The following is an 18,365-nucleotide window of genomic DNA, read 5'->3' as shown; positions in this document are numbered from 1 at the left end:
TCGGGATGAACCACATCGCCGAGCCGTGCGTACACACTGGGCAGCCGAGGGAGGTGGCCGTCATCGAGGTGCGACGCGGACTGGCGGTCTGCCTGGTTGTGCTCGCTGGGCTCCATCTCGTGCTGGGCGTCGGGACGATCGGGTGGGTCGCCGGGCTCGGGTGCGGCCTCGTGCTGGCGGTGGCCACCGCGCGCCGGGCCGTGGTGGACGAGGTGGAGGCCTTCGGCCCCGCCGACCTGGTCACGCTGACCCGGGCCACGCTCGCGTGCGCGGTCGCAGCGCTGGTGGCGCAGTCGTTCGACGGCACGGACATGGTGCGCACCCTGGTGCCCCTCACCGTCGTGGCGCTGGCGCTCGACTTCGTCGACGGCCGGGTCGCGCGTCGGACGGGCACGGCGTCGGCCTTCGGCGGCCGGATCGACGGCGAGGCCGACGCCTTCCTCATCCTCGTCCTGAGCGCGTACGTCGGCCGCGAGGCGGGCTGGTGGGTGCTGGCGATGGGCCTGGTGCGCTACGCGTACGCCGTCGCGACCTGGCTGGTGCCATGGATGCAGCGGCAGCTCCCGCCGCGCTACTGGCGCAAGGTCGTCGCGGCCTACGCCGGCATCGCACTGACGGCAGCCGCGTCCGGGCTGCTGCCAGCAGTGGCGACGTACGCCGTGCTGGTCGTGGCGCTCCTGCTGCTCGCCGAGTCGTTCGGCTGGGACGTGGTGTGGCTGTGGCGCCGGCGCGGACTGAACCGGCGGGGCGTGTGGGACGTACGGAAGGGAAAGACCCTCCAGCGAAACAGGTGAGCGCGATGCGTGTCCTTGCAGCCCTCTCGGTCCTCGTCTCGGCGGCGGTGCACCTCTACCTCTGGCTGGACTGGGCGAGGGACGACGACTTCCTCGGGCCGTCGTTCATGCTCAACGCGGTCGCCGGCGCGGTGATCGCGGTGCTGCTGCTCGTCTGGCGGCACTGGATTTCGGCGTTCCTGGCGCTCGGCTTCGGCCTCTCGACGCTGCTGGCCTTCGTGCTCGCCACCACCGTGGGTCTCTTCGGCACCACCGCGAACTGGTCGGGCTGGGCGGTGTGGGTGGCCGCGGCCTCCGAGGTGGTCGCGATCGTCGCGGGCGCCCGGCTGCTCGCCGTGGACAACCCGCTCGCCTCACGCGTCAAGTCGTAGCACGACCCGCCCGTCGGGCGTCCGCACCTCGACCGAGGCGAGGTCGTCGCGGGTGACCGAGGTGGCGGCCGGCACCGTCATCGTGGTGCCGCTGACCGACGTCCAGCTGCCCACCTGCTCGGTGTGGCCCCGGGCGTCGGTGACGTAGAGCAGGTAGTCGACCTGCTCGGGCAGCTCGACGTCGATCGCGTCCTTGTCGTAGGTGCAGGTCAGCAGCATCCGGGTGCCCCACGTGACCTGCTCCAGGCCCAGCGTCGCCTCGATGGGTACGTCGCCCTGCGGGGCCATCACGCGCGTCTCGACCTCGTCCTGGCCGGCCGTCGACGGGCCGCTCGTGCCGGGCCCGGACACCGGGGGTGCGTCGTCGTCGAGCGCCAGTGGCACGGCCAGCGCGACGACCGCGGCCGCAGCGGCGGCCAGCCCCGCGATGACGACGGTGCGCCGGCGGCGCCGGGCGTCGACCGCCCGGGTCAGCGACGGCAGCAGCGTGGCGGGCAGCGGCGGGTCGGCCGGCGGGTCCTCCAGCACGCCGGCGTCGACCAGGTCGAGCAGGCCGGGCATGCCGGCGAGCGAGCGGATCGAGCGGGTGCACTCGTCGCACGTCGCGAGGTGGCGCTCGAACTCCAGCCGCTCGGTGGGGCTCAGCGCGCCGAGGACGTAAGCGGCGTCGTCGTGGGAGTGGGTGCAGCTCATGCGGAGACCCCCATCTCCTCGAGCGCGAGCTTGAGGGCGCGGAGGGCGTAGTGGGTGCGCGACTTCACGGTGCCCGGCGGGACGCCGAGACGGCGGGCGACCTCGGCGACCGGCCGGCCGCGGTAGTAGCACTCCAGCAGCACGGTGCGGTGGTCCTCCGACAGGTGGGTCAGCGCCTCGGCGACCACCCAGGAGAGCAGGAGCTGGTCGCTGTCGTCGTCCTCCAGCGAGCGGCGCTGCTCGGGCACCTCGTCCACGGGCGTCTCGGGGCGGGCCTTCCGGCTGCGCCAGTCGTCGATGACGATGTTGCGGGCCACGGTGAACAGCCAGGACCGCACGGCGGCGGGCGGGCTCTCGAGGATCGTCCCGTGCCGCCAGGCCCGCAGCAGGGTCTCCTGGGTGACGTCCTCGGCGTGGGCGCGGTCGTTGCCGACCAGGCGCAGGCAGAAGCGCCAGAGCACGTCGGCGTGCTCGTCGTGCACCTGCTGCATCAGCGCGACCTCGTCCTTCGGCATGTCACCTCCCTCGGGAAGGAACGCCGGAGCGACCCGTTCGGTTCACCCCGCGCCCGCCTGCGCCGTCCCAGTCTGGCGCTCGTCGCCGAACGCCGCGAGGAACCGGTCGCGGAAGGCGTCCATCCGCCACACGGGCGCCTCGTCGGAGGGCCGGAGGCCGTCGTCCCAGCCCCACGCGGCCACCCGGTCCGTCACCGCCGGGTCGCCGGCGATGATCGTGACCGGCACGTCGTGGCCGGGGTCGTGGCCCGACACGATGGTCGCCGGCTGGTGGTCGCCGAGCATGACGACGACGGTGTCCTCGTCGGCGTACGCCTCGAGGTGGGCGACGACCGACCGCAGCGAGTACGCCACCGCACCGGCGTACGCCGCTCGCACGCGGTCGGCGTCGGGCCAGATGTCGGCCTCCGAGGGCAGGGTGTCGGGCATGCCGGCGTAGATCGAGCCGTCGCCGACGCTGTCCTGCGGGATGAGGCGTGGCGTCCGCGACCAGGGTGCGTGGCTGCTGATCAGGTCGATCTCCGCCATCACCGGCTGCCGGTCGGGAGCGGCGAGCTCGAGGTGCTGGACGGCGTCGAGCGTGAACTGGTCGGGCATGGTCGGGTAGCCGAAGCGGGGCCCGCGGTAGCCGAGCGTGCGGGAGTCGTAGACCCGGTCGAAGCCGTAGAACTCGCCTTGCGGCCAGTCGCGGGTGTTGGCCGGGACGGCGGCCACGGTGCGCCAGCCGGCCGAGCCGAAGAGGCTGGTGAGCGTCTCGCGGTCGGTGGTGACGAGGTGGTCGTAGCGCTGCTGGCTGTCGACCCACAGGCCCGCCTGCAGCGAGGAGTGCGCGAGCCAGCTCAGCGCGCCGAAGGTGGGCGAGGTCAGCCAGCCGCTGCGGGCGGTGAGCCCGCGTCGGGACAGCGTCTGGTCGCCCTCCTCGAGCGCGGCCGCGACCCCGTCGGACAGGCCGGGGTCGTCCAGCGCGACCCGCCCGTAGCTCTCCACGAAGACCAGCAGCACGTCCTTGCCGCGCAGGCCGGCGAGCAGCCCGTCGGGGTCGAGGTCGCGCGCGGGGTCGTCGGCGGCGGCGCGGGCGAACTCGCGCTGGTCACGCAGCTGCGAGGGGACGCGGGCGACCTGGCCGTAGGCGTACGCCGCTGCCGCCTCGGACGCGACCGGGACGGAGCCGGCGCGCACGCCGAGCAGGCTGAGGACCAGCCACAGCGGCGCGAGCACGGCGAGCAGGCGCACGGCCACCGGCCGGTGCGCGCGTGCCGCGCGGGTGACGCGCGCGACGGCCAGCGGCACCACCAGCAGCGTGGCCAGCAGCGACACCACCGCACCGGCCAGGAGCACGACCCCCAGCGCGCCGGGGGCGGAGCCGCGCACCGTCTCGACGAGGTCGGCGCCGTAGCGCCAGTCGATCATCGGGTCGAAGGGCCGGTTGAGCGCCTGGTAGAAGCCGAGGTCGAGGAGCTTGAAGACCGTCACGAGCGCGAGCAGGCCGCCGGCGGCGGCCACGAGCAGGCGACGCCCCCGTGCCATGCGGTCGGGCAGGGCGAGGACCAGCGCGACGAGCACGAGCAGCTCGACCGGCAGCCGCAGGAAGGCGGCGGGCGTCATGTCCTCGAGGTGGTTGGGCGCCAGGAGGGCTAGCACGACCAGGCCGAGGGCGAGCAGCGTCAGCAGTCCGGACCGGGCGCGGCGGCGTTGAACCGTCTGCACATCCCCTCCGTTCACCCCGGGTACAAGCAGCTCTTCGGGAGGGAACGGGGCGGTGCCCCGTTCGGTTCACGGGACCGGGCAGAGGTGGACGGATGCACGAGCACACGCCGTGGGAGGCGCGGGCGTTCTGGCTGCGCGAGCCGGGGATCGGCGAGATCCGCGACGTCCCGCTCCCGGAGCCGGGCGCCGACGACGTCGTCGTGCGCACGCTCCGTTCGGCGGTCAGCCGCGGCACCGAGAGCCTGGTCTTCGGCGGCCGCGTGCCGACCAGCCAGTACGACGTCATGCGTGCGCCCTTCCAGGACGGCGACTTCCCCGGGCCGGTGAAGTACGGCTACCTCAACGTCGGTCGCGTCGAGGCCGGGCCCGAGCACCTCCGCGGGCGCACGGTCTTCTGCCTGCACCCGCACCAGACGACGTACGTCGTCCCGGCAGGCGCGGTCACGCCCGTGCCCGACGGGGTGCCCGTGCACCGGGCCGTCCTCGCTGGCATCGTCGAGACCGCGCTCAACGCGCTGTGGGACCAGCCGCCGCTCATCGGCGACCGGATCGCGGTCGTGGGCGCGGGCGTGCTCGGCTGCAGCGTGGCACGGCTGGCCTCACAGGTCCCCGGGACGACGGTGACGCTGGTGGACGTCGACCCGTCCCGGGCAGGCGTCGCCGAGGCGCTCGGCGTGGCCTTCGCCGAGCCCGAGGAGGCGTCGGGCGGCTGCGACCTGGTGGTGCACACGAGCGCGACGTCCGCCGGCCTCCAGCGCTCGCTCGACCTGCTCGCACCGGAGGGCACGGTGCTGGAGCTCAGCTGGTACGGCGACGAGCCCACGACCGTCTCGCTCGGTGGCAGCTTCCACTCGGGGCGGCTGAGCCTCCGGGCCAGCCAGGTCGGCCGGGTGGCCCCGGCGCGGCGCGACCGGCGTACGACCGGGGAGCGGCTCGCGCTCGCGCTCGAGCTGCTGCGCGACGACGCCTTCGACTGCCTACTGACGGGGGAGTCGGACTTCGAGGCGCTGCCCGAGGTGATGCCGCGGCTGGTCTCGCGCGAGCTGCCCGCACTGTGCCACGCGGTGACCTACGGCGCTGCGTCGTCGGAGGAGGTGTCGTGTTCGGCCTGACCGTCCGCGACCACATGATGGTGGCGCACAGCTTCCGCGGCGAGGTGTTCGGCCCCGCGCAGGCGCTGCACGGCGCGACGTTCGTCGTCGACGCGACCTTCCGCGGCGACTCGCTCGACGCGGACGGGATCCTCGTCGACATCGGCCGCGCGACCGAGGTGCTCAAGGAGGTCGTCGGCGAGCTCTCCTACCGCAACCTCGACGAGGAGCCGGCCTTCGCCGGGACCAACACCACCACCGAGGTGCTCGCCCGCCACGTCGCCGACCGGCTGGCCGAGCAGGTGGCAGCCGGGCGCCTCGGGCCCGCGGACCACCTCGCCGCCTTGGTCGTGACCCTGCACGAGTCGCACGTCGCCTGGGCGAGCTACGAGCGGTCGCTGTGACGGGCGGGGTGCTCCATGTCGTGGTCCCGGGCGGGATCGACGACCCGGCGCGCCCCAGCGGCGGCAACACCTACGACCGTCGTCTCTGCGCGGCGCTGCCCGGGCGCGGCCGGACGGTCCGGCTCGTCGAGGTCGAGGGTGGCTGGCCGTGGTCCGCAGACCTCGGGGCACCGGCCCTGGAGGGCGCGCTGGCCGGGCTGCCCGACGGTGCGACGGTGCTCGTCGACGGGCTGCTCGCCTCGCGCCTGCCGTCGGTGATGCTGCCGGCGAGCCGGCGGCTGCGGGTGGTGCTCCTCCTGCACCTGCCCGTCGGCGTCGACGACGTGCTGGCGCGGCTGCCCGAGCAGCAGGTCGTGATGGCGGCGGCCGGGGTGGTGACGCCCAGCGACTGGTGCCGGGACTGGCTCCTCTGGACCTACGACCTCGACCCGCGGCGCGTGGTCGTCGCCCGGCCTGGTGTCGACCGGGCCGCGGTGGCGTCGGGCACGCGGAGCGGCGCGTCGCTGCTCACCGTCGGCGCCGTCAGCTCGATCAAGGGCCAGGACCACCTGCTGGCCGCGCTCGCCGACCTCCGCGACCTCGCCTGGACGTGGACCTGTGTCGGCTCCCTGACGGTCGAGCCGGAGGCCACGGTGCGGCTGCGCCGGGCCGCGACGACCCTCGGGGTCGCCGACCGGATCCTGCTCGCGGGACCACTCGGCGGCGCGGACCTCGAGGCGGCGTACGCCGATGCCGACCTGCTCGTGCTGCCGAGCCGCACCGAGGCCTACGGCATGGTGCTCACCGAGGCGATCGCGCACGGCCTGCCCGTCGTGGCGACCGACGTCGGCGGCGTGCGCGAGGCGCTGGGGGAGTCGCCGACGGGATCCGTGCCCGGGCTCGTGGTGCGGCCGGGCGACCCGGCCGACCTCGCCTCGGCGCTGCGCCGCTGGCTGACCGACCACGACCTCCGCGCCCTCCTCCGGTCCGCCGCGCTCGAGCGGCGATCGCTGCTGGACGGCTGGTCCGTCACGGCCGGCCGCGTCGCGGAAGCGGTGCGGGAGGTGGCGGCGTGAGGGCGGTCCTGCGCTCGTCCTGGCGCTCGTCCTGGCGCTGGCTCGGCGGTGCGCTGGTCCTCGCGCTCGTCGTCCGCGAGGTCGGCAGCGGGCCCGTCCTCGAGGGCCTGCGCGCGCTCGACGTCCGCGTCCTGGTGGCGGGCGTGGCGCTCGCTCTCGTCACCACGATCGCGTCTGCGTGGCGCTGGACCCTCGTGGCGCGCGAGCTCGGGGTGGCCCTCACGCTGCCGCGGGCGGTGGCGGCCTGCTACCGCGCGCAGCACCTCAACACGATCCTGCCCGGCGGCGTGCTGGGCGACGTGCACCGCGGCGTGGTGCACGGCCGGTCCACCGGGGAGACCGGCCGGGCGCTGCGCGCCGTCGGCTGGGAGCGGTTCGCGGGCCAGCTCGTCCAGGCGCTCCTCGCCGTCGTGGTCCTCGCCGTCCTGCCGTCGCCGGCGCGCCCCGCGCTGCCGTGGCTGGTCGCCGCCGTGGCGCTGGTGGCGGTGCTTGCGGTGGTGCTGCTGCGCCGCACGCCCGACCGTGACGCGTGGTGGAGCCGGGCGGCGCGCGTGGTGCGCGACGACGTACGCCTCGCGCTCCTCGTACGCCGCTCGTGGCCGGGCGTCGTGCTGGCCTCGGTCGTCGCGACGGCCGGCTACGTCGCCACCCTCGTCCTGGCCGCCCGCGCCGTCGGCGTCGACGCGCCGGTGGCCACGCTGCTGCCCCTCGCGCTGGTGGTGCTGGTCGCGGCCGGGCTGCCGCTCAACCTCGCCGGCTGGGGACCGCGCGAGGGGACGGCCGCGTGGGCCTTCGCCGCCGCCGGGCTCGGCGCCTCGGCCGGCATGGCGACCGCCGTGGCCTACGGCGCGATCGTGCTCGTGGCCAACCTCCCCGGTCTGGCGGTGCTCGCCGCGGGCCGCCGCACCACCCCCGCTCCCGATCCCGTGCGAGGAGAACCCGCCCATGCCTGACCGGCCCTACACGATCCTCAGCTGCAGCATCTCGCTCGACGGCTACCTCGGCGGCGCGACCGAGGAGCGGCTCGTGCTCTCCAACGACGCCGACCTCTGCCGGGTCGACCGGGTCCGCGCCGAGTGCGACGCCATCCTGGTCGGCGCGGGCACGGTGCGCGACGACAACCCGCGGCTGCTGGTGCGCGACGCGGCCCTCCGCGAGCGACGGCGCGACCGCGGGCTGCCGGAGTCGCCCGCGAAAGTGACGATCACCCGGCACGCACAGCTCGACGCCCGCAGCAACTTCTTCGCGACCGGCGACAGCGAGAAGCTCGTCTACTGCCCGACCGGGTCGGTGGGAGCGGCCCGCACACGGCTCTCGCGGGTCGCCACCGTCGTCGACGGAGGTGCCGACGTGCAGGTCGGCCGGCTCACCGAGGACCTCTGGGACCGCGGCGTGCGCCGCCTGATGGTCGAGGGCGGCGGGCGCGTGCACACCCAGTTCCTCACCAGCGCCGTCGCCGACGAGCTCCACCTGGTCGTGGCTCCGTTCTTCGTCGGGACGTCCGCGGCCCGCCGCTTCGTGGGCGACGGCGCCTTCCCGTGGCACCCCGGGCACCGTGCCACCCTCGCCGAGACCCGCCAGATCGGTGACGTGGTGCTGCTGCGCTACGCGCTGTCCTCCCGCTACCAGGAGACAGCATGAGCATCGAGCGCCTCCCGGACCGGCCTTCCGCTGCCGTCGTACGCCGCGACGTGCAGCTGCCGCTGCGCCTGGCCGACGGCTCGCAGGTCCCCGCGCGGATGGTCACCTTCCACGGCCTGGTCGACGGGCGGGAGCACGTCGCCATCGGGCTGGGCGCCTGTGCGACCGACGACGCCCCCGGGGTCGACGTACCGCTCGTGCGGCTGCACAGCGAGTGCCTCACCGGTGACGTGCTGGGCAGCGCCCGCTGCGACTGCGGCCCCCAGCTGCAGGAGGCGATCGGACGCATCTCGCAGACGGGCGGCTACCTGCTCTACCTGCGCCAGGAGGGCCGCGACATCGGGCTCTACAACAAGATCGACGCCTACGCCCTCCAGGACGAGGGGCTCGACACCTACGAGGCCAACCTCGCGCTCGGCTTCGCCGAGGACGAGCGCGACTACACCGCCGCCGTGCAGATGCTCGAGGCGCTCGGCGTCGACCGCCTCGACCTGCTCTCCAACAACCCCGACAAGGCCGCCCAGCTCGAGGAGGCGGGTCTGCGGATCGAGCGCCGCGTGCACACCGCCCTGCACCTCAGCGAGGTCAACCACGGCTACCTCGCCACCAAGGCCGCCGGCGGGCACGTGCTCCACCTCCCCGGCCTGTGAGCCAGCCGGGGCGGGGAGTGGGTCGGCCTGTAGGCCGGGTTCTGTCCTGCTGACGCAGGGGCGACCATCCATCTGCGACGACCGTTGCCGGCCGCCTGGTGCGATCTACCCGGATGCTCGGGCGGGCCGCCCTCGGACGCATCCTGTCTGATCTTGCTCCGGGTGGGGTTTGCCTAGCTACGCCGGTCGCCCGGCGTACTGGTGGTCTCTTGCACCACCGTTTCACCCTTACCAGTCCCCGGAGGGGCTGGCGGTCTGTTCTCTGTGGCACTGATCCCGCGGGTTGCCCCGGGTGGCTGTTGGCCACCACCCTGCCCTGTGGAGCCCGGACCTTCCTCGACACCGCACCGAAGTGTGGTGCCGCGGCCGCCCGGCCGACCCACTCGCCGAGGATCCTAGCCGGGAGTCAGGGGTGGGTGAGCACCTCGGCGCCATCCTCGGTCACGACCAGGGTGTGCTCGAACTGCGCCGAGCGGCAACGGTCCTTGGTGACGACCGTCCAGCCGTCGTCCCACATGTCGTAGTCGGGGGTGCCGAGGTTGAGCATCGGCTCGATGGTGAAGGTCATCCCGACGCGGATCTCGTCGTCGAAGCGCTCGTCGTCGTAGTGGGGGATGATCAGCCCGGAGTGGAACGACGTGCCGATGCCGTGGCCGGTGAAGTCGCGGACGACGCCGTAGCCGAAGCGCTTGGCGTAGGACTCGATGACACGGCCGATGATGCTGACCCGGCGGCCGGGCTTCACGGCCTTGATCGCCCGGTCTAGGGCCTCGCGGGTGCGCTCGACCAGCAGGCGCGACTCCTCGTCGACGTCGCCGGCGAGGAAGGTGGCGTTGGTGTCGCCGTGCACGCCGTCGAGGTAGGCGGTGATGTCGATGTTGACGATGTCGCCGTCCTCGACGACGCGGGAGTCGGGGATGCCGTGGCAGATCACCTCGTTGACGCTCGAGCACAGCGACTTGGGGAAGCCGCGGTAGCCGAGGGTGGAGGGGTACGCCCCGTGGTCGCAGAGGAACTCGTGGCCGATCCGGTCGAGCTCGTCGGTGGTGACACCCGGCACGACGTGCTGCCCGACGAGCTCGCGGGCCTGGGCGGCGAGGCGGCCGGCGACCCGCATCCGCTCGATCGTCGCGGCGTCCTTGACCTCCTCGCCGGTGAAGCGCTGCGGCGCCGGCTTGTCGACGTACTCGGGGCGGACGATGTGGGCGGGGACGGCCCGGCGGGCTGACACCTCTGCGGGGGATACGACTGGCACGTCCGCGAGTGTAGTTTCGAGGGGTGAGCGACAACGAGTTCTGGTTCTGCCTGAAGCACCACACGGTCGAGGGCCACGACGGCTGCAAGAACGCCGACCGCCTCGGTCCCTACGCCACCTCCGACGAGGCCTCCCGGGCGCTCGAGAAGGTCGAGGAGCGCAACGAGGCCTGGGACAACGACCCCAAGTGGAACGAGGACGGCGCGGGATCCGGCGACGGCCTCACCGACGGGACGCCGGACAGCTGAGCGAGCCGCTCCCGACACGCGAGCCGCTCTCGCCCTGGCCGTTCGCCGGGCTGGTCGGGCTGGCGTGCGTCGCCTTCCTCATCGGCGCCACCCCGGTCGCCGTGGGCGCCCCGTGGTGGGCAATCGGGCTGCTGGCCCTGGTGTGGTGCGGAGCCCTGCTGCTGGCGGTCGCGTGGTTCACCACCCGGCCGAGAGCGGTCGTGCTGCTCCCGGCCGCGGTGGCGGTCGTGTGGCTGGCCACCGTGATCGGTGGCGCGAGGTTCCTCGGCTGGGCCTGAGTCAGAACGTGTGCTCGGCGCCCGGGAAGGTGCCGCCGCGGACGTCGTCGGCGTACGCCCTGGCGGCTTCGAGCAGCACGGAGTGCACGTCGGCGTACTGCTTGACGAAGCGGGCCATCCGGCCGGTCCGCAGGCCGAAGGCGTCCTGCCAGACCAGCACCTGGCCGTCGCAGCCGGCGCCCGCGCCGATGCCGATGGTCGGGATGGTCAGCTCCTTGCTGATCCGCTCGGCGACGTCGCCGGGCACCATCTCCATCACCACCGCGAAGGCGCCGGCCTCCTGCACCGCGTGCGCGTCAGCGATGATCCGGTCGCTGGCCTCGCCGCGGCCCTGCACGCGGTAGCCGCCGAGGGTGTGCTCGCTCTGCGGGGTGAAGCCGATGTGCGCCATGACGGGGATGCCGCCCCGCGTGCACTTCTCGATGACCGGTGCCATCTCGGCGCCGCCCTCGAGCTTCACGCAGTGCGCGCCGGCCTCCTTCATGAAGCGGACGGCCGTCAGGTAGCCCTGCTCGGGCGAGGCCTGGTAGCTGCCGAAGGGCAGGTCGCCGACGACCATCGCGCGCTTCACCGACCGCGCGACCGCCCGGGTGAGCGGGAGCAGCTCGTCGACGGTGACGGGGAGCGAGGTCTCGTTGCCGTAGACGTTGTTGGACGCGGAGTCGCCGACCAGCAGGAGGTCGATGCCGGCCTCGTCGAAGGTGGCCGCGGTGTACATGTCGTACGCCGTCAGCATGGTGATCTTCTCCCCGCGCTCCTTCATCTCCCGCAGGTGATGGGTGCGTACGCGCTTGGCCGGGGCCGCCGCGGCGGCTGCCGGGCCGGAGCCGTAGGGGGCGGTCTCTTCGGGTGCAGGCATGGGTCGCTCCTCGTCATCTCGCAGCTCCCTGGTGGAGTCCACGGACCACTCATCAGGCTAGTGCGGACTCGCGGGTAGCAGCCCTGTGGCGATGGTCACTCAGCGCGGCGAGACGCGCAGCACCCGGTCGTTGCCGTTGTCGGTGGTGATGAGGAGGTCGCCGTTGCGGGCCGCGGTGATCGAGCGGAGCCGGCCGTAGCGCTGGAGCGCGGCCGGGCGGGTCACCGACTGCAGCGCGCCGGAGGAGTCGAAGCGCATGAACAGCACCTCGCCGGCCTTCAGCGCGGCCACGGCGAGGGTGCCGTCGAGGTCGCCCCACTGCGCGCCGCTGACCCAGGCGGCGCCCGAGGTCGCGAGCGTCGGGTTGCCGGAGGACCACTTCGCGTCCTGCTGGGTCCCGGGCAGCGACTGGTCGGTCATCGGGACCTCCTCGTTGTAGCCGGGCACCGGGTTCCAGCCGTAGTCGCCGCCCTCGACGAGCAGGTTCACCTCGTCGTCGCGGTAGCTGCCGTGCTCGACCGACCACAGCGAGCCGTCCCCGCGCTGCGCGAGCCCCTGCACGTTGCGGTGGCCGTAGGTCCAGACGAACCGGCGCGCGGAGGAGGCGTCGGCGTACGGGTTGTCGGGCATGGCGCCGCCATTGTTGCGGTGCACGCGCAGCACCTTGCCGCCGAGCGAGTCGAGGTTGCGCGGGTTGGTGCCGACGGCGGCATCGCCGGTGCCGACGAGCAGCGCGTCGCTGCCCCGCTCGAGCAGCAGCCGGCAGCCGCCGTGGCGGCCGCTGGTCGACGGCAGGCCGGAGAGGATCGTGCGGCGGTGGGCGACCGAGCGCCACTTCTTGTCCACACGCCAGCGCGACACCATGACCTCCGGGCCGCCGCTGGTCATGTGGCCGTGGCACGCCCACAGGAAGCGCTTGTCGGCGTCGACGGCCATCGACATCAGGCCGGTCTCGCCGGAGACCCAGACCAGCTTGGAGAGCCGGGCGAGCGTGTGCCGCTTGCCCTTGCGTACGACGTCGATGCGGGCGCGGTTGCGCTCGGTCACGAGCAGCCGCCCGCCGGGCGCCTGCTGGACGTCCCACGTGGTCTGGAGGCCGCGCGCGACGGTGCGGATCCTCAGCTCGGGTGCCGCGGCCCGGGAGCCGGAGCCCGGCGGCGCGGACGCCTCGGCCGGCACCAGCGCGAGCGCGGTGAGGAGGGAGGCGGACAGGGCGAGGGTGGTGCGGAGGTGGTGGCGCACGCCGGTGACGCTACGCGGAGGGCGGTGCGGCGGTAAAGGTCCTCACGCCGGGTCGAGCGGCCGGGCGAGCTGGATGCCCACCCGGGTGGTGGCGTAGCCGAGGCGGGTGTTGAGCGCCCGCATCGCCGCGTTGCCGTCCTGCGTCCACGTGTAGACCTCGGTGAGCCCGTGGTCGACGGCCCACGCCAGCGTGCGCAGCTTGAGGTGGATCGCGAGCCCGCGGCCGCGCCAGTCGCTGCGCACGGCGGTGAGCAGGTGCTCGGCGCGGGTCGGGTGGTCGGGGTCGAGGCCGAGGCCCGCGCAGCCGACGACCTCGCCGTCGGCCAGGGCGAGGAACATCGGGTCGCCCAGCCACTCGCGTACCCAGTTCTCCGGGCTCACGTCGAGCGGGGTGTCGACCGAGAGGCCGGCGATCGCCTCGAGCCCGAAGCGTTCGTAGGACGCCTCCCACAGGCCCGGGCGCTCCTGCGCGGTGACGACCTCGATGCCGTCGGGAGTCGGCGTCACATCGACCGGCCCGTCGAGGTGGAAGGTCTGCTCGACCTCCCGGTTGACCTCGGCGAACCCGAAGCGGTGGGCGAAGGCGAGTGACGCGTCGTCGTCCGCCCCGGCCCGCAGCGTCGGGACGCCGAGGGTGCGGACGTGCTCGACCAGGTGCTCCAGCAGGGCGGTGCCGATGCCGCGGCGACGGTGCTCGGGCAGCACCCGCGGGATCACCGAGCCGCCGCCGGCGCTGTCGGACCGGTCGGACAGGCCGTGGCCGACGACCACGCCGTCCTCGCGGGCCAGGACCATCAGCCGGTCGGGCGAGTCGGCCTCGTGCAGCTCGGCCACGGTGACGGTCCGCTCGTAGGGGAGGACCGCGATCCGCACCTGTCGCCAGGCCTCGTAGTCGTCGTCGGTGACGCAGCGGGTGATCTCGAGGGCCATGGGTGCACCTTCGCGCCGCGACGCCGGGGTCGTCCAGTGGGTTTCGGCCGTCGGGGTAGTCCAGTGGCAGATGGTCGACATCCGGGCCCCGGGACAGCCATCTGCCACTGGACTACCCGGGCGGGACAGCCATCTGCCACTGGACTACCCGCACGGGCGGGCCGCGGCCGCAGGCGCCTTCCCTAGAGTGAGGCCGTGGACTTCTACTCCGCCTACGCCCAGGGCTTCGCGCGCGTCGCGGCCGTGACCCTGCCGGTGCACCTCGCCGATCCCCTCGCCAACGCGGCCGTGGTCATCGAGCAGGCGGAGGCCTGCCACGACGACCACGTCGCGGTCGCGGTGTTCCCCGAGCTGTGCCTGACCGGCTACTCGGTCGACGACCTGTTCCTCCAGGACACGCTGCTGGCGACGGTCGAGGAGGCGATCGCGGAGATCGTCGCGGCGAGCGCCGACCTGATGACCGCCCTGGTCATCGGCGCCCCGCTCGTCCAGGGCAACCGCGTCCTCAACTGCGCGGTCGTGGTGCACCGCGGCTCGATCCTCGGCGTCGCGCCCAAGTCGTACCTCCCCACCTACCGCGAGTTCTACGAGCGCCGCTGGTTCGCCCCCGGGGACGACCGCGAGCTGGAGTGGATCACTGTCGCCGGGCAGGACGTCCGCTTCGGGCCGGACCTGATCTTCCGCTGCCTCGACGTGCCCGGCCTCGACCTGCACGTCGAGGTCTGCGAGGACATGTGGGTGCCGGTGCCGCCGAGCGCCGAGGCCGCGCTGGCCGGGGCCACGGTGCTGGCCAACCTCAGCGGCTCGCCGATCACCGTCGCCCGAGCGGAGGACCGCCGGCTGCTGGTGCGCAGTGCCAGCGCGCGCTGTGCGGCGGCGTACGTCTATGCCGCGGCGGGGCAGGGCGAGTCGACCACCGACCTCAGCTGGGACGGCCAGACGATGGTCTACGAGTGCGGCTCGCTGCTGGGCGAGAGCGAGCGGTTCCCCGACGGCCCGCGGCGCACGGTGGTGGACGTCGACCTCGACCTCGTCCGGCAGGAGCGGCTGCGCCAGGGCACCTTCGACGACAACCGGCGCACCCACCGCGAGCGCGTGCACCGCTTCCGCATCGTCGAGTGGGAGCTCGCGCCGCCGGCCGGTGACATCGGCCTGCACCGCAAGGTCGACCGCTACCCGTTCGTCCCCGACGACCCCGAGCGCCTCGAGCTCGACTGCTACGAGGCCTACAACATCCAGGTCTCCGGCCTCGAGCAGCGCCTCAACGCGATCGGCTCGCCCAAGGCGGTGATCGGCGTCAGCGGCGGCCTCGACTCCACGCACGCGCTGATCGTGGCCTGCAAGGCGATGGACCGGCTCGGGCGGCCGCGCAGCGACGTGCTCGCGTTCACGATGCCCGGCTTCGCGACCGGCTCGACCAGCAAGTCGTACGCCACCCGGCTCTCGCAGGCGCTCGGCGTGACCTTCGAGGAGCTCGACATCCGCCCCGCCGCGGAGCAGATGCTCAGGGACCTCGGGCACCCCTACGCCGAGGGCGAGAAGGTCTACGACGTCACCTTCGAGAACGTCCAGGCCGGCCTGCGCTACGACTACCTCTTCCGGCTGGCCAACCAGCGCGGCGGCATCGTCGTCGGCACCGGCGACCTGTCCGAGCTCGCGCTCGGCTGGTGCACCTACGGCGTCGGCGACCAGATGTCGCACTACACCGTCAACGCCGGCGTCCCGAAGACGCTCGTGCAGCACCTGATCCGCTGGGTGATCAGCCACGGCGAGTTCTCCGAGGAGGTCGGCGAGCTGCTCGGCGAGATCCTGTCCCAGGAGATCACCCCCGAGCTGATCCCGATCGAGGAGGGCAAGAAGCCGCAGGCCACCCAGGACACCGTCGGCCCCTACAACCTCCAGGACTTCACGCTCGCGCTCGTGGTGCGGCACGGCTTCCGCCCGCGCAAGATCGCCTTCCTCGCCTGGCACGCGTGGAAGGACCTCGAGGCGGGCGAGTGGCCGCCGGGCTTCCCCGAGGACGCGCGGGTGGCGTACGACCTCGAGGAGGTCCGCACCTGGCTGCAGGTCTTCGTGAAGCGCTTCTTCGCCAACCAGTTCAAGCGCTCCGCCCTGCCCAACGGCCCGAAGGTCAGCCCCAGCGGGACGATGAGTCCCCGCGGCGACTGGCGGATGCCCAGCGACGCCAAGGGCACGGCCTGGCTGGCCGAGATCGAGCGGGACGTCCCGACCGCCTGACCGGGCAGCGGTGGTCCACCCACATTTGTCGCGCGAGGAATGTGGGTGGACCACCGGCCTCGGGCGTGTCGTCGTACGCCACGCCGGTGGGCGGTGGCCCACCTACATTCGGACAGCCCGGAATGTAGGTGGACCACCGCTCGAGCGGGCGGTCCCACCGACCTTTGCCTGCCCTTAACGACGGGCTGGAGCGCGGTTAGCCGCGGTCCGGAGAACCTCCTTCCATGACGCCGCACCGGCGTCGATCGAGGAGGAGGAACAGTGCAGAGGAAGAAGCTTGTCATCGGCGGTGTCGCCGCGGCCGTGGTCGTGGCCGGTGCCGGGACCTGGTGGGCGATCGACCGCTCGGCCGAGGCCCAGACCACCGAGCGCGGCACGTGTGGCGGCGCGACGTGGGAGCTCAGCATGGAGGCCGAGGACGGCGGTGTCGAGGTGAGCGCCGAGATCCAGTCGTCCGGTCCCGGTGAGACGTGGGACGTCGCCCTGCTGCGCGGCGACACCTCCCTCCTGGAGGGCAGCCGCACCACCGACGACGACGGTGAGATCGACGTCGACGCCTTCACCGCGGACGACTCCGCGGACGCGACCTACACCGCCACCTTCACCCCCGCCGAGGGCGAGCCCTGCACGGCCTCGCTCGGCTCCTGACCCGCCACCACTCAGACCCCACGACACACGAGGAGACACCGTCATGAAGAAGATCATCGCCAGCACCGCCGTCGCCGCGACCGCAGCGGTCGGCACCGCCGTCCTGGTCGCCGCCCCGGCCAACGCCGACGTCGAGCGCCGCGGCACCTGCGCCGGAGCGACGTACGAGCTCTCGGTCGACCGTGAGCGCGGCGGCTACGACGTCGACGCCGACCTCGAGGGCGCCAAGGCGTTCAGCACGTGGCAGGTCACGATCCGCCACGACGGCAAGGTCGCCGCCCAGCGCACGGTGCGCGCCGACGACGAGGGCGAGCTGGACCTCGACACCTGGACGCGCAACACCCGTGGCAAGGACGTCTACAAGCTCACCGTGAAGCCGTCCGGCGGCAGCGCCTGCTCGACCTCCGTCACCGTCGGCTGAGCATCGCACCCAGGAGCCCGGGTCAGGCCGTCCCCAGTCGGACGGCGACCCGGGCTCCGCCCATGTCCGAGGTGTCCGTGGCCAGCCAGCCGCCGGAGTCCGTCGCGGTCCGGGCGGCGATGGAGAGGCCCAGCCCGGTCGAGCCCGCGCCACTGGTGCCACGGGCGGCGGCGTCGACGCCGGCCGGCAGCCCGGGACCGGCGTCCTCCACCACGAGGGTGACGTCCTCGTCCGTGGCGGTCAGCGTGACGCGTACGGCGTCGTCGTCGGCGGTGTGGGTGAAGACGTTGTCGAGCAGCACGTCGACGACCGCCTCGAGGTCCGCCCGGCTGGTGCGGAGCAGGGGACCGGAGGTGGCGAGGTCGAGCTCGAGCGGACGACCGAGGTCCTCGGCGAGCGGCACCCAGTGGCGTACCCGCTCCGCGAGGACGTGTACGCCGTCGGTGCGGGGGTCGAGCCCCTCGCGCTCGGACCGCCGGGCCTCGCGCACGACCTCGTCGACGGTCGCCTGCAGGGAGTCCAGGTCGCCGGAGAGTCGCTCGCGCAGGTCGGGGTCCGGCACCGCCTCGACGCGCAGCCGCAGCGCGGTGACGGGCGTGCGCAGCCGGTGGGACAGGTCGGCCACGGACTCGCGCTCGCGGGAGAGCAGCAGCTGGATCCGGCCGACCAGCCGGTCGATCGCCGCCCCGAGCTCCTGGACCTCGGCGGGACCCTCGACCGCGGCCACCGGGTCCGGCTCGCCCGGCCGGCCGAGGGTCTGCGTGTGCTCCGCCAGCCGCCGGATGGGCTGCACGAAGGACCGGCCGAGCCGGTCCACCACGACGAGGGAGCCGGCCAGCAGGGCGAGCGCGAGGAGGGCCAGCAGGCCCCAGGCCACGCCGACCACCGAGTCGATCCCGGGCTCGTCGACGACCACCCGGATGACCGGGGTCTGCGAGGGCAGGGCGGAGTTGCCGCCGCGCGAGACGGGCACCAGGATCTGCGAGCCGTCCGCGACGTCGTCGACCCGCGCCCGGCCGGTGTTGCGGGCGTCGAGCACCCGCGAGTCCTCGCCGGGGTCCGGCCCGACGCCGGTGCCGTCCGGGTAGAGCACCGTGACCTGGGTGTGCTCCTCGCCGTCGTTGAGCCGGTCGACGTACACCGCGACCGAGCCCTTGTCGTCGTGGCGCGACACCACGGTCTCGACGGCCTGCACCTCGAGCGCGGCCCGGGCGAGTCGGTCCTCGAGGGCGTAGCTGCGGACCAGGATCGCCATCGGCACGAGCATCGCGAGCAGCACCATCGAGATGGCCGCCGCGGCCGTGAGCAGCAGGCTGCGCCGCACC

General features: G+C 73.6%; 21 protein-coding genes and 1 other RNA gene. 13 read left to right on the top strand and 9 right to left on the bottom strand.

What is annotated here, in order from left to right; all coding sequences use genetic code 11:
* Nucleotides 1-53: 53 nt before the first annotated feature.
* The gene (locus tag ACE3QY_RS08170) at nucleotides 54-794 is read left to right on the top strand and encodes a CDP-alcohol phosphatidyltransferase family protein (RefSeq protein ID WP_374455514.1); all 741 of its coding nucleotides are present in this window, start codon (nucleotides 54-56) and stop codon (nucleotides 792-794) included.
* A gap of 5 nt (nucleotides 795-799) precedes the next feature.
* A complete protein-coding gene (locus tag ACE3QY_RS08165) occupies nucleotides 800-1,165 on the top strand; it encodes a hypothetical protein (protein ID WP_374455513.1) in 366 nt (121 codons plus the stop codon).
* Here ACE3QY_RS08165 and ACE3QY_RS08160 read toward each other — a convergent pair.
* From ACE3QY_RS08160 to ACE3QY_RS08150, 3 genes are read right to left on the bottom strand one after another with little or no spacing between them, the layout of a single operon-like run.
* Nucleotides 1,148-1,858, bottom strand: a complete 711-nt coding sequence (locus tag ACE3QY_RS08160) for an anti-sigma factor (protein WP_374455512.1) — start codon at nucleotides 1,856-1,858, stop codon at nucleotides 1,148-1,150. The genes ACE3QY_RS08165 and ACE3QY_RS08160 overlap by 18 nt on opposite strands.
* Nucleotides 1,855-2,373 (bottom strand): sigma-70 family RNA polymerase sigma factor, encoded by a 519-nt coding sequence (locus tag ACE3QY_RS08155; RefSeq protein WP_374455511.1) that lies wholly within the window; start codon nucleotides 2,371-2,373, stop codon nucleotides 1,855-1,857. The genes ACE3QY_RS08160 and ACE3QY_RS08155 overlap by 4 nt, the downstream gene beginning before the upstream one ends.
* A 42-nt stretch (nucleotides 2,374-2,415) precedes the next feature.
* Nucleotides 2,416-4,080 carry a sulfatase-like hydrolase/transferase gene (locus ACE3QY_RS08150; RefSeq protein WP_374455510.1) on the bottom strand — a complete coding sequence of 555 codons (1,665 nt, stop codon included), beginning with the start codon at nucleotides 4,078-4,080 and terminating at the stop codon, nucleotides 2,416-2,418.
* Between the two features lie 92 nt (nucleotides 4,081-4,172).
* On the opposite strand from ACE3QY_RS08150, the gene ACE3QY_RS08145 reads away from it, so the two are divergent.
* From ACE3QY_RS08145 to ribA, 6 genes are all read left to right on the top strand, one after another.
* Nucleotides 4,173-5,192: a zinc-binding alcohol dehydrogenase gene (locus tag ACE3QY_RS08145; protein WP_374455509.1), complete on the top strand. Its 1,020-nt coding sequence runs from the start codon at nucleotides 4,173-4,175 to the stop codon at nucleotides 5,190-5,192.
* Entirely contained in the window at nucleotides 5,180-5,575 is a 396-nt protein-coding gene (locus tag ACE3QY_RS08140; RefSeq protein WP_374455508.1) for a 6-pyruvoyl tetrahydropterin synthase family protein, read from the top strand. Before ACE3QY_RS08145 ends, ACE3QY_RS08140 begins: the two co-directional genes overlap by 13 nt.
* Nucleotides 5,572-6,630, top strand: coding sequence for a glycosyltransferase family 4 protein (locus ACE3QY_RS08135; RefSeq protein ID WP_374455507.1), 1,059 nt, complete (start codon nucleotides 5,572-5,574; stop codon nucleotides 6,628-6,630). The genes ACE3QY_RS08140 and ACE3QY_RS08135 overlap by 4 nt, the downstream gene beginning before the upstream one ends.
* A complete protein-coding gene (locus ACE3QY_RS08130; RefSeq protein WP_374455506.1) occupies nucleotides 6,627-7,583 on the top strand; it encodes a lysylphosphatidylglycerol synthase transmembrane domain-containing protein in 957 nt (318 codons plus the stop codon). Before ACE3QY_RS08135 ends, ACE3QY_RS08130 begins: the two co-directional genes overlap by 4 nt.
* Nucleotides 7,576-8,271: a RibD family protein gene (locus ACE3QY_RS08125; RefSeq protein WP_374455505.1), complete on the top strand. Its 696-nt coding sequence runs from the start codon at nucleotides 7,576-7,578 to the stop codon at nucleotides 8,269-8,271. The genes ACE3QY_RS08130 and ACE3QY_RS08125 overlap by 8 nt, the downstream gene beginning before the upstream one ends.
* A gap of 98 nt (nucleotides 8,272-8,369) precedes the next feature.
* A complete protein-coding gene (gene ribA, locus ACE3QY_RS08120; RefSeq protein WP_374455555.1) occupies nucleotides 8,370-8,921 on the top strand; it encodes a GTP cyclohydrolase II in 552 nt (183 codons plus the stop codon).
* A gap of 14 nt (nucleotides 8,922-8,935) precedes the next feature.
* On the opposite strand, the gene rnpB is transcribed toward ribA, so the two are convergent.
* Nucleotides 8,936-9,303: RNase P RNA component class A (rnpB, locus tag ACE3QY_RS08115), an RNA gene on the bottom strand.
* Nucleotides 9,304-9,327: 24 nt separating this feature from the next.
* Nucleotides 9,328-10,176: a type I methionyl aminopeptidase gene (gene map / locus ACE3QY_RS08110; protein ID WP_374455504.1), complete on the bottom strand. Its 849-nt coding sequence runs from the start codon at nucleotides 10,174-10,176 to the stop codon at nucleotides 9,328-9,330.
* 23 nt (nucleotides 10,177-10,199) lie between these two features.
* Between map and ACE3QY_RS08105 the strand changes: the two genes are divergently transcribed.
* Both ACE3QY_RS08105 and ACE3QY_RS08100 read left to right on the top strand, forming a co-directional pair.
* Nucleotides 10,200-10,424 carry a hypothetical protein gene (locus ACE3QY_RS08105; RefSeq protein WP_374455503.1) on the top strand — a complete coding sequence of 75 codons (225 nt, stop codon included), beginning with the start codon at nucleotides 10,200-10,202 and terminating at the stop codon, nucleotides 10,422-10,424.
* Nucleotides 10,364-10,702 carry a hypothetical protein gene (locus ACE3QY_RS08100; protein ID WP_374455502.1) on the top strand — a complete coding sequence of 113 codons (339 nt, stop codon included), beginning with the start codon at nucleotides 10,364-10,366 and terminating at the stop codon, nucleotides 10,700-10,702. Before ACE3QY_RS08105 ends, ACE3QY_RS08100 begins: the two co-directional genes overlap by 61 nt.
* A gap of 1 nt (nucleotide 10,703) precedes the next feature.
* Here ACE3QY_RS08100 and panB read toward each other — a convergent pair whose 3' ends face one another.
* From panB to ACE3QY_RS08085, 3 genes are all read right to left on the bottom strand, one after another.
* On the bottom strand, nucleotides 10,704-11,561 hold the full coding sequence (panB, locus tag ACE3QY_RS08095) for a 3-methyl-2-oxobutanoate hydroxymethyltransferase (RefSeq protein ID WP_374455501.1): 858 nt from the start codon (nucleotides 11,559-11,561) through the stop codon (nucleotides 10,704-10,706).
* A gap of 99 nt (nucleotides 11,562-11,660) precedes the next feature.
* Complete coding sequence (locus tag ACE3QY_RS08090) at nucleotides 11,661-12,803, bottom strand: sorbosone dehydrogenase family protein (protein ID WP_374455500.1); 1,143 nt, start codon at nucleotides 12,801-12,803, stop codon at nucleotides 11,661-11,663.
* A 42-nt stretch (nucleotides 12,804-12,845) separates the two neighbouring features.
* Nucleotides 12,846-13,733, bottom strand: coding sequence for an N-acetyltransferase family protein (locus tag ACE3QY_RS08085; RefSeq protein ID WP_374455499.1), 888 nt, complete (start codon nucleotides 13,731-13,733; stop codon nucleotides 12,846-12,848).
* Nucleotides 13,734-13,928: 195 nt separating this feature from the next.
* On the opposite strand from ACE3QY_RS08085, the gene ACE3QY_RS08080 reads away from it, so the two are divergent.
* The 3 genes from ACE3QY_RS08080 to ACE3QY_RS08070 all read left to right on the top strand — a co-directional run bounded on the left by ACE3QY_RS08080 (nucleotide 13,929) and on the right by ACE3QY_RS08070 (nucleotide 17,040).
* Nucleotides 13,929-15,971, top strand: coding sequence for an NAD(+) synthase (locus ACE3QY_RS08080; protein WP_374455498.1), 2,043 nt, complete (start codon nucleotides 13,929-13,931; stop codon nucleotides 15,969-15,971).
* 261 nt (nucleotides 15,972-16,232) lie between these two features.
* Nucleotides 16,233-16,619, top strand: a complete 387-nt coding sequence (locus ACE3QY_RS08075; protein WP_374455497.1) for a hypothetical protein — start codon at nucleotides 16,233-16,235, stop codon at nucleotides 16,617-16,619.
* A gap of 43 nt (nucleotides 16,620-16,662) precedes the next feature.
* Nucleotides 16,663-17,040: a hypothetical protein gene (locus ACE3QY_RS08070; RefSeq protein WP_374455496.1), complete on the top strand. Its 378-nt coding sequence runs from the start codon at nucleotides 16,663-16,665 to the stop codon at nucleotides 17,038-17,040.
* Nucleotides 17,041-17,062: 22 nt separating this feature from the next.
* Here ACE3QY_RS08070 and ACE3QY_RS08065 read toward each other — a convergent pair whose 3' ends face one another.
* On the bottom strand, nucleotides 17,063-18,364 hold the full coding sequence (locus ACE3QY_RS08065) for a sensor histidine kinase (RefSeq protein WP_374455495.1): 1,302 nt from the start codon (nucleotides 18,362-18,364) through the stop codon (nucleotides 17,063-17,065).
* Nucleotide 18,365: the final 1 nt, after the last annotated feature.

This window comes from Nocardioides sp. (genome assembly GCF_041913365.1).
Classification (GTDB): Bacteria; Actinomycetota; Actinomycetes; order Propionibacteriales; family Nocardioidaceae; genus Nocardioides.
Note: the sequence above shows the minus strand (reverse complement) of the source record. Positions and strands in the feature narration are given on the sequence as shown.